Genomic DNA, 14,651 nt, shown 5'->3' on the forward strand with positions numbered 1-14,651 from the left:
TTATACTTCAACATCTATTATAATGATTCAATGGATATTTGAACAGAAACAAAAACCCTATATAAGGTAATGGTCTTAGCGGTTTTAGCAGCAGTATGATGGGAGTGTACTCATGCAAAAGCAATATCTTCGGCCGATGGTTATTTTGGTCATCATCCAGTTCCTGGTTATGGTGGGCTTTGGGGTAGTCATTCCCATCCTTCCTTTTTTGATTGGGGAACTGGGCGGAGGAGCCTTCTCTCTGGGGTTATTTATGTCTGCTTATTCTATTATGCAGTTCTTCTTTGCCCCTTTTTGGGGAAGGCTGTCGGACCGCATCGGCAGACGGCCTGTTCTATTAATTGGACTTAGTGGTTATGGGATTACCTTTTTCCTCTATGGAATGGCCGGAAATCTACCCCTTCTCATCGCTTTTCGGGCGCTGTCGGGAATAGTCTCTTCGGCCACTTTGCCTACCGCAATGGCTTATATGGCCGATATAACGGAAGGGACGGAGCGCTCCAAGAGTATGGGGATGCTCGGAGCCGCCATGGGATTGGGAATGGTTTTCGGACCGGTCATAGGCGGTTTCCTGGGACATTACAGTTTCACCTTGCCTTTTTACTTTGCAGGGACGTTGGCTTTGCTTGTTCTGCCCTTTGCCTGGAAGCTGCTGCCCGAAACCCTCAAAGAACCCAACCGGGAACTTAAACCAAGAGTACGCCTTAATCTTGGGGTGATTCGGGATCCTTTATTTCCATTGTTTATTTTCAATTTCGTTCTCAGCTTTACGATGGCTATGTTTGAAAGCACCTTTACCTTGTTTGCAGCCGAGCGGGTGGGATTCGGGCCCCAAGAAATGGGCATCGTTTTTATGATTATTGGCATTACCGGTGTGATCGTTCAGGGAATGCTGATTGGCAAGCTGGTCAGGCGCTTTGGGGATGCTAAACCTGCCAAGCTGGGAGCACTGCTTTGCGCGCTGGCTTTTCTCTGGCTGCTCTGGGCACCTAATGCCGTCCTGCTGGTTCTGGGGACGGTGATATTTATGATCGGAAACTCCTTTATGGTTCCCACCGGTTCCAGTCTGGTGAGCAAGAACAGCCATACCGGGCAGGGAGCTTCACTCGGTGTATTTCAATCCTTTGGCAGCCTAGGCCGAATTGCCGGTCCTCTGGTGGGAGGCGGTATCTATGGATTATCCATGAATACCCCCTATGTCATTGGGGCGGCCACCCTGGTTTTGTGCCTGATTTTCTTTGGCGCCAAGATTCAGGATCGCAAAGCGGGTGAGGCCGGCACTTCAGCTTAGGCTGCACCATCGAGTGATGAAAAATAGCAGCAAATAGTGATGTTTTTGCTCAATATGCAGAGGCGGTCTATTTCCGTTTGTCCACGGAGTGGATAAGTCAACTAAACTTCAGATGAAGTTGAAACTTCACCTGAAGCAAGTTTCCTATATCGGAGGTAGGTAATAAAGCAACTAATGATCCAAAGGAGATCATTAGTGTTAAAGCCTCATATACTTCCATGGCATCACCTCCCTTCGGAGGAATGCCGACCGCTCTGCAAGCCTTTTCCGTTGCAAAATTAATTATAGCAATACAAGCACTCTCCGGGGGTGCTTTTTCTTATGCCCGAAAAGAGGCGATATTTAACATACTTCTTAACCACTGGTGCTAAAAGGGGAGAGTGAGTCATATGGATTTAGGGAGACAAGCTCGCAACACGAATTGCCCATAGAAATGAGGTGGCGCAGTGGGGGAGTATGTTAGAGAAGAAGTTTATCCGATCATCCAGGGCCTGGATTTATATCTGGCGAAAGGCAAAGCGATTTCCTATAATTCAGGATCGTTCAATCAACTTAAATTAAATTTGCGGGAGTATGAGCTTTACTTTAATGAAAGGCGCTGTGAGAATTTTGATATGGTGGGAACTTACCGGCCTTATCATTTTAATTCAGAAAACTTTGGCCTCTACCTTTATGCGGAAATGTTTGGGATGTACCTCTTAAGTATTCTCAAACAGACCGCTATGACCTTAAGAGAGGCTCATACCCTGGCTTTGGATTCTGTTCTCACTCATGTGTCCTTCCATTATCTCATTGAGCGCTACTGTATTTTGCTGGATGATGTAGGAAGGAATAATGAGGGTCTTTACCCAGCTTATAAAAGAAAGATCTATAGTCAGACCTGGGGCACCCAGGATTGTCTTGAAGAAACCCTGGCCAATGCTTTTGTCTTAAGGGCACACCCACACTGGACTGATCAGCAGAAGGACTATATACAATCCGTGTATGCACGGCAAAGGGAAGGATATATTCAAGCCCATAATCTGAATGCTAAGCATTATCAAGAACTCTACGGTCTTCTGGAAAATCAGCTTAAAGGTCAGAGAAGTGCGCACGAGGTGCCCTCTCTTTATGATTTTGTCCATAAAAACTTACCCTTTCGCTTTATCGGGCTTCCGGTATATTTGGTCAATGATTGCGGCAAGCTGGAAGAATTTATTCAGATTGTCGAGCTCTTATTTCCACAGATATAGGAGTGCTTTTAAACTTTTGGCTTAATAGAATGAGCAAAACAATAGCTTTAAGTTGAAGAAAAAACCGCGTAAGATCGAAATGATTTCACGCGGTTTTATGTCTGAGGCTGTGTTGAACTGCGGTTGCTTAAATGCTAATCTCGCAAGAAGTGCCTTTAATGAGAAGGTTCTTCGGCATAGAGTTCAATAATCTTGAGGATAACCTCGACGGATTTTTCCATAGCGAAGGTGGGAATGAATTCATAGCGGCCATGGTAATTATGCCCGCCGGTGAATAGATTAGGGGTAGGCAGGCCCATAAAGGATAAGCGTGCCCCGTCGGTACCTCCGCGTATAGGCTTGATAAGCGGTTTGACCCCGACAGCCTCCATGGCTTTCTGAGCTTTATCCACAATATGCATCACCGGTTGGATTTTTTCTTTCATGTTTTTGTATTGCTCTGTAATCTCAACCTGGAAGCGTCCCGTTCCGTGTTTCTGGTTGAGCTCCTCCGCTAAATTGAGCATGGTCTCTTTACGCTTGGCAAAGGAGGTTTCATCAAAATCCCGGATAATATAATAAAGGGTGGTCTCCTCCACATCCCCCCGAATATCATTGAGATGATAAAAGCCCTCATAACCCTCCGTGGCGGCTGGTGTTTCTTGGGGTGGGAGCTTGGCGATGTATTCATTGGCTAAAAGAATGGAGTTAATCATTTTGTTCTTGGCATTGCCGGGATGAACATTTCTTCCTTTTACTTTCACGATGGCTTTGGCGGCATTAAAGTTCTCGTATTCCAGCTCGCCGATGGGCCCGCCGTCCACGGTATAGGCAAACTCTGCCCCAAAGCCTGCCACATCAAAATGATCGGCGCCCCGGCCGATCTCTTCATCGGGGGTAAAGGCCACACAGATTTTCCCATGCTCCATCTCCGGATGTGCAGTCAGATAGGCAATGGCGGTCATGATTTCGGCGATGCCGGCCTTATCATCTGCTCCCAAGAGGGTGGTGCCATCGGTAGTGATCAGGGTTTTTCCTATGTAATCCAGCAATTCCGGGAAGTCCGCAGGGGAGAGGACCAGATTTTGTTCCGGATTAAGGAGGATGTCCTTACCGTCATAATTCTCGACCAACTGTGCTCTGACATGGGCTCCTGAAAAATCAGGACTGGTGTCCATATGGGCGATCAAGCCGATGGCGGGGATCGCCTTAGCCGAATGGGCAGGCAAGGTTCCGTAAACATAGCCCTCTTGGATGTGAACATCCGGCAAGCCAAGTTCCTTAAGTTCTTGTTCAAGCAGCTGAGCTAAATTCAACTGTTTAGCGGTGCTGGGAGTGGTTTGGGAATCTTCACTGGATTGGGTGTCGATGGCCACATAGCTAAGAAAACGTTCGATGACACTGGACATGGTTAAGCCTCCTTGTTTGTTGATTAGGGATATTAAATATAAGAATATAGGAAGTGGTCAGCTTTGTTTAAGGTGTATATGCTTAGCTTTTTTGGAGTAAAGTTTTCTGATGGCGGGTCGGAGGGGGATACCCCTTGATTTCCAGGGATTATAGGGGTGAAGATGAAAATTCGCCGCTTTTGAAATTCAGGCAGCTAGCTTAGTAAAAGTTAAGATCACCGGATTTTAAGCTTACGGTCACCTTAGTATGGGCTGACAAGCATTTGCGCTTTTGTCAACAGACCCCAAATGGTAATTTCGCGTGAAAATCCCGTGATGCCAACATTTGTCCTTGAAATACTCAAGTAAGCTATTTAAGATAACTAAAAAATAGCCCCCCTGAGCAAGGTTAAAGGCTATTTGGTCAATCCATCTGGCCGCATCTGCGGGCTAAGTTGCACAACGACTGAGATATTAAAGTATCTCAGCTTTTTCTACTTTTATTATAACCCCAAGACAAAAAAATATAAAGGGGATTTCTCAGAGTGTGTCATTTTTGCCTAATTACTTGACATTTGTCGTGTAAAGCGTTATCTTGTTTTTAAGAACGACAATAGTCGTGCAATGAGAGAGGAGGGTCGTGATGGTAACGCCAAATAATACCCTTGGCAAAAGTGAATGGCATATCATGGAGAAGCTGTGGGAGCTGGCGCCCCGCACCTATGTGCAGCTCTGTCATGAATTAAAGGATGATCCGGGCTGGAGCCGCAGTACAGTACAGACTATGCTGGAACGCATGACGGATAAAGGGGTCATTCGCTTTGAAGTGGCAGGGCGGGCCAAGCAGTACTACCCCAATGTAGCCCGGGATGATGTTGCGGTGGCGGAAGCGCGTTCTTTGCTTGAACGGGCCTTTGCAGGCTCGGCAAGTATGATGATGAGCACCTTGGTGCGGAAAAAGCAGCTGACCAAAGAGGAAATCAATGAACTGTACACCATTTTACAGGAAGCGGAGGATAAAAATGATGGCAACAATGATTGAAGTGATCATCAATTCTTCCCTTTTGATTCTCATGGTTATTGTGTTGCGGCGGTTGCTGCGTGGCCGGATTTCCTCCCGTCTGCAATATGCTCTGTGGACGATTGTGGCACTTCGGCTGCTTCTGCCTTTTTCCCTGTTTGAAAGCCCGATCAGTGTGCTGAACGCTTTGCCCAGGCAGTCCGGTGATTGGGTTACGGTTGTTCCCACCACTATACCTGATCCTTCTACCCCGCCTGCCCCATTTGCACCGCATACCCCGGCTGATCTTTCTGCTATCCCTGATCCTTTGGCTAATTCCGCTAATGGGCCGGCGCCGGCGGGAATTCAGACAGTTCAAAATAGCAATACCGCCAATACTGCCACCACCCCAGCTGCAGCCCATAAGACAAACTACACAACCATGGCAACTTATTTTTGGTTGGGCGGAATTCTGGTTAGCATCGGGATTTTCCTCACGGCCAATATTCGTTTGAACCGAAGGCTCAGGCTAAGCCGGCAGCAAATACATAGTACCTCTTGCCCGCTGCCTGTCTACGTTGCTGAGGGTCTGCCCTCTCCCTGTTTGTATGGGCTGGGGAAGCCTTCCATTTATCTGACCCCTGCCAGTCTCGCTGGTGAACAGAGAGTGACCCATGTGATTGCCCATGAGCTGACTCATTACCGGCAGGGTGACCACATTTGGTCCTTGGTGCGCGCTTTATGTCTTTGTATTCATTGGTTTAATCCCTTGGTATGGCTTGCTGTGGTACTATCCCGCCAAGACAGTGAGCTGGCCTGTGATGAGGGGACCCTTCGCCAGCTGGGTGAAGAAAACCGCCTGGCTTACGGTAAAACCCTCATCGAAATGATGACCGTGTCTCCAAAGCCTGGGGATGTATTCTACTGCGCCACCACCATAACAGGGGGTAAAAGAGAAATAACAGAGCGCATCAAACGGATCGCTCAGCAGCCGCGCATGCTGAGGACCACCGTGATTGGGGTGCTGCTGATCGCCGTAGTCGCCATAGCGGGTACCTTTAGCGGAGCCGATAGTGAACCGGCAACAGGGGAGATTAGCTCTGCGGAAGCCCTCTGGAAAGATCGTACAAACTATCTGGGTGATAACTCCGCAGTGGGCCGACTGATTGGTTTGTTGCCTGTACCGGAAGGTTTGCGATATGATCACTTTAAGCTGCATACCGGTGAACAGCCTTATGACATTGAAATTGTTTACTCAGTTTCTTCTGAGGTACTTAAGCAGTATGATACGGAGGAAACCAGACAAGCCAATCCTTTTCGCCAAAATGCCCTGATCCTGCTGGCCCTGGTTGATAATGCGGAAGGTGTTCGCGCCACATTAACCGATGGCCAGCGTGAAGTAGGCTTTATCAATGGTCGTGAATGGGCGGATTATACGGTCGGTGAGGATGTCAGAAATTATGCCGAAAGCCCTGAAAAGTTGCAGGAGCTGATGGACTTTTCCTTCGCCACCGGGGCGGCAACCCAAGTCAGAACGCATATTGAAGGGGGAACCCTTGTTTATGACAGCCCCGGCATCATCATTGAAGATATTGAAGTTAAGGATGCCGGCAATGTTAAATTTTTCAAAGGAAAAGCCATGCTCATCAGCGATCCCAAGCGGGTTAAAGCAGCCGTTACTCAGGAAATCGGAACGGCCGGGGAGAAACTCTCAGATATGGTGAATCGTTCAGGTGCCATTGCCGGTATCAACGCCGGAGGAGTCTACGATCCCAATGGGGAGGGCAATGGAGCCATTCCCTACGGAATTACGGTGCAGAACGGGGAAGTTGTGTATAACACTACCGGGGATGAAGCAGTTGATTTTGTGGGGCTTGATGCCGAGGGCAAACTGATCATTGGAACTATGAAGGCTGCCGAGATTAAAGAAAAGAATATCCAGGAGGGGGTAGGTTTTTCCCCACCCTTATACAATATGGGGACGCCTTTAGTCAGAGAGGGGGAACTCTCTCTCTCCGGGGACGGCGGCTGGGGGATAGCCCCTCGTACCGGAATCGGCCAGCGTGCGGACGGGACCCTTATTTTGCTGGTGATCGATGGACGTGATCCTGACTGGAGTATCGGGGCAACTCTAAGAGATATGGCAAATGTCTTTTTAGAGTATGGTGCTGTGGAAGCGGTTAATCTGAATGGCGGCTCCATGGTGGAGATGGTTTATGATGGCAGGGTCTTGAATAAGGTAAGGAATATTTTTGGCGAACGGCCTATTCCCACCGGCTTTGTGGTGATGCCTTAATTGAGAAAAGTGCAAATGCTGTTTTCATTAACTATCGGTAATTTGACAAAGGAGGATATATTATGCCCCATATCGCAGTCAGTCTTTATCCCGGACGGGATAGTGATACCAAGCAGGAGATTGCCAACAAGCTGAAAGATTTTATGGTAAGTGAACTGAACTTTCCCGCCGAGGCCATTTCAGTGTCAATTGCAGAGATTGAACCGGACAGCTTTGTTGAGACAATTCAGCAAAAATATGAAGACAAAGATTTGTACATTCCTTCTAAAAGTGTAAAATCTTTGACTTAGCCAATTTCATTTAAAAAGGCTGTTCTGTAGAGCAGACCGATTCCCAATCAAGGGAGTCGGTCTGTTTTTTTCATAGTTTCCAGGATCTCCGGCTAATACCTGAAAAGTGGGACACTACTCCAGCCCTCGTAATATCTGAACGGCCTTTTGCCAGGCGGCGGAGGTTTTCAGGTCCGCGTCAACGACCATTTCCGCTCCGTCAAAAGCGAAGAGATAAAATGTAGTGTCGTCGGTTTTATAATTACGGATATCGTAGATCAGAAAGTTCAGTTTCTGACCGGTGTGCTGCGCCAATGCCCCTTTTTGCCCTTCCAGCTCTTTGAGGGGAGGATTGGCGGCGAACTCATCCGTTATCTCCACTGTGAAGCCCACCCCGCTGTTGACGCTGATCTCGCGGTCGTCGCCGATCACGGTATAGATCTGCTCCTCTCTCTCCACGGTTTCCTTTTGCTCCTCGCTATAAACATCTTCTGTGTTTTGCAGAGCCGCCACTTTGTCCAGGTAAGCGGTAAAGGATTCCAGGCTGTCCGTTGCCGCTTTCACTTTATCATCCGTGAAATATTCCAGGCCGGGCTGTTCGCTCAGATGCTCCCGGCTGTAGTAAGACCCGGCAAAGGTACCATACGGATCGTAAAGCCGGAATGAAATATCACCGGCATTGGGGATCAGGCTGAACATCACGGCCGCGTTTTTTTTCAGGGCGGTATGGATGTCTGCGTAAGCGTAAGAACGGTAATCGACGCGACTGTCGATCAGGTAGTTCACCGTAATGACGTAATGCCCGCTGTTCGTCTGCCGTTCAAAGGATTTTACCTGCAAACCCGTATAGTCAAGCGCTTGGATGATTGCGCCTATCTTGGAATTGTCGCCTGTATCGGTCCCTTTATAGGAATACAGCGTCTCCGCCTTGCTGTCCGGCTGAGGCAGGGCGGTTTCCTGCCCGGCGATGGGGCTTTCCCGGTTATCGCCGGTCGCACCGGCCTGTCCGTTGCCGCAGGCCACCAGTGTGCTGCCGACCCCTGTCAGGACCAGAATAGAAGCCAGGACCCATATCCCGTTCTTCCTGCTGCTGCGGTTCAGGATATTGGCGAATCTTTTTTTGGCGTCATTACCGCTTCCACTGAAGCCGGTGGTAAGCACCGGTGCCTGTTCATTCTGCATCGATTTGAGGATGATGAACGAATAGTGTTTTCTTACCTCCAGGCTGCTGTTTTTGACCACGAGGTCGTCGCAGGCATATTCCAGATCCCGGCAGGCCGCCCGGCGCATGACATAGACGAGAGGGTTGAACCAGTGCAGAGAATTGGCCGCGAGCAAAAGCAGCTTATACCAGATATCGCCCCGCCGGTAGTGGGTAAGCTCATGCCTTAAAATAACGGAAAGCTCCTCCTGGGTATAATCCAGGTCAGGCAATAAAACCGCCGGCCGGAAAAAACCCGTCAGCATGGGGCCGGTTATGTTCGAGCAGCGGAAAAGCCCCGGCCGGCCTTTGAGCTTCAGCTGCTTTAAAACAGCGTCCAGCTCCGTTGAGGCAGCCGCCCGGCAGTACGGTCTGATACTTCTCCGGAAGATCAGGTAGCCGCAGATATGAAACAGGAAGAAAACCGCCGCTCCCAGCGCCCAGATACCAAACAGCAGGTTCTCCAATGTGATAAAAGGGATGTATCCGGCGGAAACGGAGGCCGGTTCGGAGGCGGGCTCAGTTCCGGTGACGGCTGACCCTGGGGACCCGTCGGCTGAACTGCTTTGTTCCGGAGAGCCGTCTGTAAGCATCAGGCCTGGGCTTCCGCCCTGCTTCAGCATGACGGTATGGCTGGACGGCGCCGGGATATGCAAAGGCGCGTCCGGCAATTCAAAGCTGATGGGGATCAGCAGGCGAAGCGCCAGGATCAGCCATGCCAGACAGCACCAGCGGGCGCCGTACCTTTTATGGATGAACGGCGAAATGAAGAGCAGTACGGCAATGCCGGCCGACGCGGTCAGGGAAACCGTAAAAATATCCGCCGCCATCTACTCCGCCTCCTCGATAAACCGTTTCAGCTCCGCCAGATCTTCTTTGGAAACGCTCCGCCCGTCATAAAGGGACGCTACCAGGCTGGCCAGCGAATCGCGGTGCATTTTGCGCAGGAACGTCCGGCTTTCGTTCCGCAAATAATCCTCTTTTTCCACCAGAGGTTCGTAAATATTTAAACGCCCCTCCTTATGGAACGTTAAGAAGCCGCGCTCACAAAGACGGTTCAAAAAATTAAGCACGGTCGTTTTTTGCCAGGCCTTGGCCAGGCGCTGCATGAGATAGTCGGAGGTGACTTTTTCCTCCGCGTCCCATATCAGCATCATGATTTCCAGCTCACTATCGGGAAGCTTCTGCGGGCTCGTCATTGTCCCTCACTCCTTATTTTACAATTGTCGAATTAATTAAATTCTACAATTGTAAAACGAATTTGTCAATGACAATCTCAGTTAATGGATTGACAGTTCACTGAAGCCCGCAGAAATGATATACTAAAGATTAATGTGCATAAAACATGGCCAATGGGCCTGTTGTGTTATGGAGATTAATTAAGGTTTAAGGGGAATTAAAATGAATCTGTTAACTGCTGAATCCCTAAGCAAGAGTTATGGAATTAAGCCTTTGTTCCAGGATATTTCTTTAGGGATAGAGGAAGGTCAAAAAATTGGGTTGATCGGGGTCAACGGGACAGGGAAATCCACCTTGCTGAAGATTCTGGCCGGCTTGGAGCAGCCGGAGCAAGGGCAAATCACGACCAATAACGAGCTGCAGTTGGAATATCTTCCCCAAGAGCCGGACTTCGATCCAGAGGCTACGGTATTGCAGCAGGTCTTTAAAGGCAATTCCCCGCTCATGAAGCTGCTCAGGGACTATGAAACGGCCTTGGAACGGCTGAATCAAGATCCCAACAGCGAAAGTTATCAAAATACCCTGCTCCAGCTGGGGCAGAAGATGGACAGCCACAATGCCTGGCAAATCGAGAGTGAGGCTAAAGCCGTTCTCACTAAGCTGGGGATAACCCAGTTTGATATTCCCATCGGGACTCTGTCCGGAGGACAGCGTAAACGGGTGGCCTTAGCCGGTGCGCTGATTCAGCCATCCAATGTGTTGATTCTGGATGAACCTACCAACCATATCGATAATGAGATGGTGGATTGGTTGGAGAATTATTTGCATAAGCTTAAGGGTGCTCTTTTGATGGTCACTCATGATCGCTATTTTCTAGATCGGGTGGCGAATCGAATTTTTGAATTGGATCGGGGAAAACTTTATGCATATCCGGGGAATTACAGCCGTTTTCTAGAATTAAAGGCGGAGCGTGATGAGCAGGAAGAGGCTTCAGAAAGAAAGCGGCAAAATATCCTGCGCAATGAACTGGCCTGGATGCGCCGGGGAGCCCAAGCCCGCACCACCAAGCAAAAAGCGCGCATTGATCGGTTTGAACAGCTCCAAGCGGATCAGCCTGAAGAGAAGACCGGGAAGGTAAACGTGTCGACCGGAGCAGCCAGGTTGGGGAAAAAAGTTATCCAGTGTTCTCATCTGCGTAAATCATACCCCGGCTCAGGGATGGTTATTGCTGATTTCAGTATCATTCTGGCTAAATACGATCGAATTGGGATCATTGGCCCCAACGGCAGCGGCAAGTCCACCCTATTGAATATTTTGGCTGGGCGGATTGAGGCTGATGCCGGGGAGATCGAATGGGGGCCCACAGTAAAGCTGGGGTACTTTGCCCAGGAATACCGGGAGTTTGAACCACAGACCAAAGTGATCGATGTGATTAAAGCCGTGGCGGAAGTGATTCCAACTTCTGATGGAGGAGTTCTGACAGCCTCACAAATGCTGGAGCGCTTCCTTTTCACTCCGGCCCAGCAATGGACTCCCGTGGAAAAGCTCTCCGGAGGAGAGAAACGGAGACTTTATCTGTTGCAGGTCTTGATGAGTTCTCCTAATGTGCTGCTGCTGGATGAGCCGACCAATGATCTGGATATACAAACCCTTAGTATTCTCGAAGATTATCTGGAGAATTTTCCCGGAGTGGTGATTACAGTATCCCATGACCGCTTTTTCCTGGATAGGGTGGTGGAGCAGATTCTGGCCTTTGAGGGTCAAGGAAGAATCCATTCCTCCATAGGGAACTATACAGACTACAGGGAGCATCTGGCCAGGCGGATTGCAGAGGAGCAGTTCTCCAGAGAAACTCTTGCCAAGGCGCAGAAGCTAAGCGGCCAAAGCTCGAAGCCGGGTGAGGTTGAGGAGACTGGGAATCAGGCCAAGCCAAAAGAACGCCTCTTGAAAATGAGCTATAAAGAGCAGCGGGAGTATGAACAGATTGAAGACCGAATTGCCGGTCTTGAGGGTCAATTGGAACAAGTGAATCAAGGCATGGCGGAAGCGGGAAGCAATTACGGCAAATTGAACGAATTGCTGAAAACAAAAGATGACTTGGAGAAACAGCTGGAAGAATCTCTGGAGCGCTGGACCTATCTCAGTGAGCTTGCCGAGGAGATCGCAGGTCGTAAATCTCCCCAAGAGTAATAAGCAGAAAAACCGGAGGTATTTAACAATGGATAAAAATATAGAGCTAATGAAAAAGATCATTGAAGAGAAAAAGAAAAAAAGTGCCCAGCAAGGCGGGCCCAATAAGGCCGCTGCTAAGTTAGGGCAAGCTCGCGGCGGGATCAAGAGTCATAAAAAAGGCGGACTTTTTGATAAGTAGACCTTGATATTGCCCGTGGCTTGACATAGGGTTTATAATAGTTTGATAGAAAAACGGAGGAGTGGGAATTATGCTCATTGTATTAGCATATTTGGCGGCCAATGTAGCAGCTAATTTATCGGTAACTTATTTTGGCCCGATCTCAACACCGATTAATGCATTTTTGCTTATTGCTTTTGACTTGGTCGCCCGGGATAAGCTCCATGAGCAATGGAGCCGCAAGCATCTCTGGCCGAAAATGCTGCTGTTGGTAGGAACCGGTGCTTTATTGTCCTGGTTTATCAATCGCAATGCCGGGCCCATAGCCGTGGCCTCGTTTATCGCCTTTTTGCTTACCGGTATTACGGACACTGCCGTTTACCAGGCCTTAAGGAAGCATCCCCGCTTTGTCAAGGTCAACAGTTCCAATATTGTCTCTGCGGCGGTGGATTCCATCGCTTTTCCGACCTTGGCCTTCGGGATGTTTATTCCCTATGCTGTATTTGGACAATTTTTTGCCAAGGTTTTCGGTGGTTACATTTGGTCATTGATTCTGTTCAGAAAGGACAGGCCAAAATTGGATGACGGCTTAAAGACCACCTGACCTTAAAAGCCACTTGAATTATAAGAAGAGAAGGAGTTTCGTCATGAAAAAGGCTGTCGTATTGCTCTCAGGCGGCTTGGACAGCACGACCTGTATGAGTGTTGCCCATAAGGCCGGGTATGAGCTATATCCTTTATCCTTTGATTACGGTCAAAGGCATCAACGGGAATTGGAGGCAGCAAAAGCGGTTGCCCAATACTATAAAGCCAAAGAGCATCGGATCATTAAGATCGATAATGTAGGAGGCAGTGCCTTAACGGATTCCTCCATTCAGGTTCCGGATTACGCAGAGGATGGCCAAATACCCGTGACCTACGTTCCCGCCCGCAATATTCTTTTCTTAAGCTATGCTTTAGGTTATGGAGAGGCTATCGGAGCGGAGGCCATCTTTATCGGTATCAGTTCCGTGGATTACAGCGGCTATCCTGATTGCCGGCCGGAGTTTTTGCAGGCTTTCCAGAAGGTTGTGGATGTAGGAACGAAAGCAGGCGTGAGCGGCCAAACCATTGAAATCAAAGCGCCGCTGATTTATCTTTCCAAAGCGGAAACCATCCAATTGGCTGCGGAGAATGGCGCTCCCCTGCATGAGACCACAAGCTGTTACCGCGGCGGCGAAAAGGCCTGCGGAACCTGTGACAGCTGTACCTTAAGACTCAAGGGATTTGCTGAAGCAGGTATCAAGGACCCCATAACCTATGTGAATCAAGGGGACAGGTCTTGTTTTTCAACGCCCCTGGAAGATTGAGGAGATGTATAACATTGATCAGCGAAAGAATGGAAAAGCAGCTGGATTTCATAGTAGCCATTGACGCCTTAAAGGATATAACCCGGCAGAGCATTACCACCGGCAGCAGGCGCCAGGAGAATGATGCAGAGCATTCATGGCATTTAGCGGTGATGGCGATGATTCTCTCCGAATATGCCGAGGATCAAACCATCGATATTGCTAAAGTGATCAGCATGGTGCTGATCCATGACCTGGTGGAAATTTATGCCGGAGATACGTATTGTTATGATGAGAAAGGGTATGAAGATAAGGCAGAAAGAGAGCAGGAGGCGGCAGACCGCTTATTTAATATGCTTCCCGAGGATCAGACCCAAAGGATGATGAGCCTTTGGCAGGAGTTTGAAGAGATGGAGACCAAGGAAGCGGCTTTTGCGGCGACTTTGGATCGTTTCCAACCTTTGCTGCTTAATTACAATACAGAAGGTCATACTTGGCAAAGACCTGGAATCACCAGCGAAAAAGTATTAAAGCGCACTGAGATAGCCAAAGAAAGAGTCCCCCAACTCTACGAATATATCGAAAGATTGATTCAGAGGTCAATCGAAAGAGGAATGCTCAAACCATGAAGATTTTGATCGATGCTGATGCCTGCCCGAAAGCTGTTCTTCAGATCTGCCTGAAAAAGGGTCGTCAATATGGTATCCCCGTGTGGACAGTAGCTAGTTTTAACCACGAGATTACCTCGGATCATCATATTGTCGTTGGCAACGCTCCTCAGGAAGCGGATCTTAAAGTAGTGAATCTGAGTGAGGCGGGGGATATTATCGTGACCCAGGATATCGGTCTGGCTGCCATGGTATTGGGCAAAGGAGCCAGAGCCTTGAGTCCAGCCGGTAAGGAATACCGTCCTGAATCAATAGCTAATTTATTGGAAGAAAGAGAGCTAAAGGCCAAATACCGCCGTTCGGGAGGAAGAACCAAAGGTCCCAGCAAACGAACCCCGGTTGAAGACCAGGTTTTTGAAGAAATACTGCTCAGGTTGCTGCAGGGATAATGATACTTTTTTGAAAAAATACTTGTTTTTATTCAGTAGATAATGATAAGATAAAAGATAAAAGTTTTACGAATCAGGAGT

At 48.6% G+C, this 14,651-nt stretch carries 15 protein-coding genes; 11 read left to right on the forward strand and 4 right to left on the reverse strand.

Going from position 1 to position 14,651, the window contains the following annotated elements; translation table 11 throughout:
• Nucleotides 1–112 precede the first annotated feature (112 nt).
• Nucleotides 113–1,291 (forward strand): MFS transporter, encoded by a 1,179-nt coding sequence (locus BUA14_RS21900; protein WP_072774554.1) that lies wholly within the window; start codon nucleotides 113–115, stop codon nucleotides 1,289–1,291.
• A 97-nt stretch (nucleotides 1,292–1,388) separates the two neighbouring features.
• Here the strand turns inward: BUA14_RS21900 and BUA14_RS29015 are convergent, their stop codons facing one another.
• Nucleotides 1,389–1,511 carry a putative holin-like toxin gene (locus tag BUA14_RS29015; RefSeq protein ID WP_427846700.1) on the reverse strand — a complete coding sequence of 41 codons (123 nt, stop codon included), beginning with the start codon at nucleotides 1,509–1,511 and terminating at the stop codon, nucleotides 1,389–1,391.
• Nucleotides 1,512–1,737: 226 nt separating this feature from the next.
• On the opposite strand from BUA14_RS29015, the gene BUA14_RS21905 reads away from it, so the two are divergent.
• Nucleotides 1,738–2,523, forward strand: coding sequence for a hypothetical protein (locus BUA14_RS21905; RefSeq protein ID WP_072774555.1), 786 nt, complete (start codon nucleotides 1,738–1,740; stop codon nucleotides 2,521–2,523).
• Nucleotides 2,524–2,678: 155 nt separating this feature from the next.
• Here BUA14_RS21905 and pepT read toward each other — a convergent pair whose 3' ends face one another.
• Nucleotides 2,679–3,911 (reverse strand): peptidase T, encoded by a 1,233-nt coding sequence (gene pepT / locus BUA14_RS21910; RefSeq protein WP_072774556.1) that lies wholly within the window; start codon nucleotides 3,909–3,911, stop codon nucleotides 2,679–2,681.
• A gap of 622 nt (nucleotides 3,912–4,533) precedes the next feature.
• On the opposite strand from pepT, the gene BUA14_RS21915 reads away from it, so the two are divergent.
• The 3 genes from BUA14_RS21915 to BUA14_RS21925 all read left to right on the forward strand — a co-directional run bounded on the left by BUA14_RS21915 (nucleotide 4,534) and on the right by BUA14_RS21925 (nucleotide 7,476).
• Entirely contained in the window at nucleotides 4,534–4,932 is a 399-nt protein-coding gene (locus tag BUA14_RS21915; RefSeq protein WP_072774557.1) for a BlaI/MecI/CopY family transcriptional regulator, read from the forward strand.
• On the forward strand, nucleotides 4,913–7,186 hold the full coding sequence (locus tag BUA14_RS21920; protein ID WP_242954727.1) for a M56 family metallopeptidase: 2,274 nt from the start codon (nucleotides 4,913–4,915) through the stop codon (nucleotides 7,184–7,186). Before BUA14_RS21915 ends, BUA14_RS21920 begins: the two co-directional genes overlap by 20 nt.
• A gap of 62 nt (nucleotides 7,187–7,248) precedes the next feature.
• Nucleotides 7,249–7,476: a tautomerase family protein gene (locus BUA14_RS21925; protein ID WP_072774558.1), complete on the forward strand. Its 228-nt coding sequence runs from the start codon at nucleotides 7,249–7,251 to the stop codon at nucleotides 7,474–7,476.
• A 114-nt stretch (nucleotides 7,477–7,590) separates the two neighbouring features.
• Here BUA14_RS21925 and BUA14_RS21930 read toward each other — a convergent pair whose 3' ends face one another.
• Nucleotides 7,591–9,486, reverse strand: coding sequence for a M56 family metallopeptidase (locus BUA14_RS21930; RefSeq protein WP_072774559.1), 1,896 nt, complete (start codon nucleotides 9,484–9,486; stop codon nucleotides 7,591–7,593).
• A complete protein-coding gene (locus BUA14_RS21935; protein WP_072774560.1) occupies nucleotides 9,487–9,855 on the reverse strand; it encodes a BlaI/MecI/CopY family transcriptional regulator in 369 nt (122 codons plus the stop codon). It abuts the gene before it with no gap.
• 202 nt (nucleotides 9,856–10,057) lie between these two features.
• Between BUA14_RS21935 and BUA14_RS21940 the strand changes: the two genes are divergently transcribed.
• The 6 genes from BUA14_RS21940 (at nucleotide 10,058) to BUA14_RS21960 (ending at nucleotide 14,570) form a co-directional block, all read left to right on the forward strand.
• Nucleotides 10,058–12,025 carry an ABC-F family ATP-binding cassette domain-containing protein gene (locus tag BUA14_RS21940; RefSeq protein ID WP_072774561.1) on the forward strand — a complete coding sequence of 656 codons (1,968 nt, stop codon included), beginning with the start codon at nucleotides 10,058–10,060 and terminating at the stop codon, nucleotides 12,023–12,025.
• A 28-nt stretch (nucleotides 12,026–12,053) separates the two neighbouring features.
• The gene (locus tag BUA14_RS28125) at nucleotides 12,054–12,206 is read left to right on the forward strand and encodes a hypothetical protein (RefSeq protein WP_178371770.1); all 153 of its coding nucleotides are present in this window, start codon (nucleotides 12,054–12,056) and stop codon (nucleotides 12,204–12,206) included.
• A gap of 70 nt (nucleotides 12,207–12,276) precedes the next feature.
• On the forward strand, nucleotides 12,277–12,789 hold the full coding sequence (locus BUA14_RS21945) for a VUT family protein (protein ID WP_018211389.1): 513 nt from the start codon (nucleotides 12,277–12,279) through the stop codon (nucleotides 12,787–12,789).
• Nucleotides 12,790–12,832: 43 nt separating this feature from the next.
• Nucleotides 12,833–13,534: a 7-cyano-7-deazaguanine synthase QueC gene (gene queC / locus BUA14_RS21950; protein WP_072774562.1), complete on the forward strand. Its 702-nt coding sequence runs from the start codon at nucleotides 12,833–12,835 to the stop codon at nucleotides 13,532–13,534.
• 14 nt (nucleotides 13,535–13,548) lie between these two features.
• On the forward strand, nucleotides 13,549–14,142 hold the full coding sequence (locus BUA14_RS21955) for an HD domain-containing protein (protein ID WP_072774563.1): 594 nt from the start codon (nucleotides 13,549–13,551) through the stop codon (nucleotides 14,140–14,142).
• Nucleotides 14,139–14,570, forward strand: a complete 432-nt coding sequence (locus tag BUA14_RS21960) for a YaiI/YqxD family protein (RefSeq protein ID WP_072774564.1) — start codon at nucleotides 14,139–14,141, stop codon at nucleotides 14,568–14,570. The genes BUA14_RS21955 and BUA14_RS21960 overlap by 4 nt, the downstream gene beginning before the upstream one ends.
• Nucleotides 14,571–14,651 lie beyond the last annotated feature (81 nt).

The organism is Desulfitobacterium chlororespirans DSM 11544 (assembly GCF_900143285.1).
GTDB lineage: Bacteria > Bacillota > Desulfitobacteriia > Desulfitobacteriales > Desulfitobacteriaceae > Desulfitobacterium > Desulfitobacterium chlororespirans.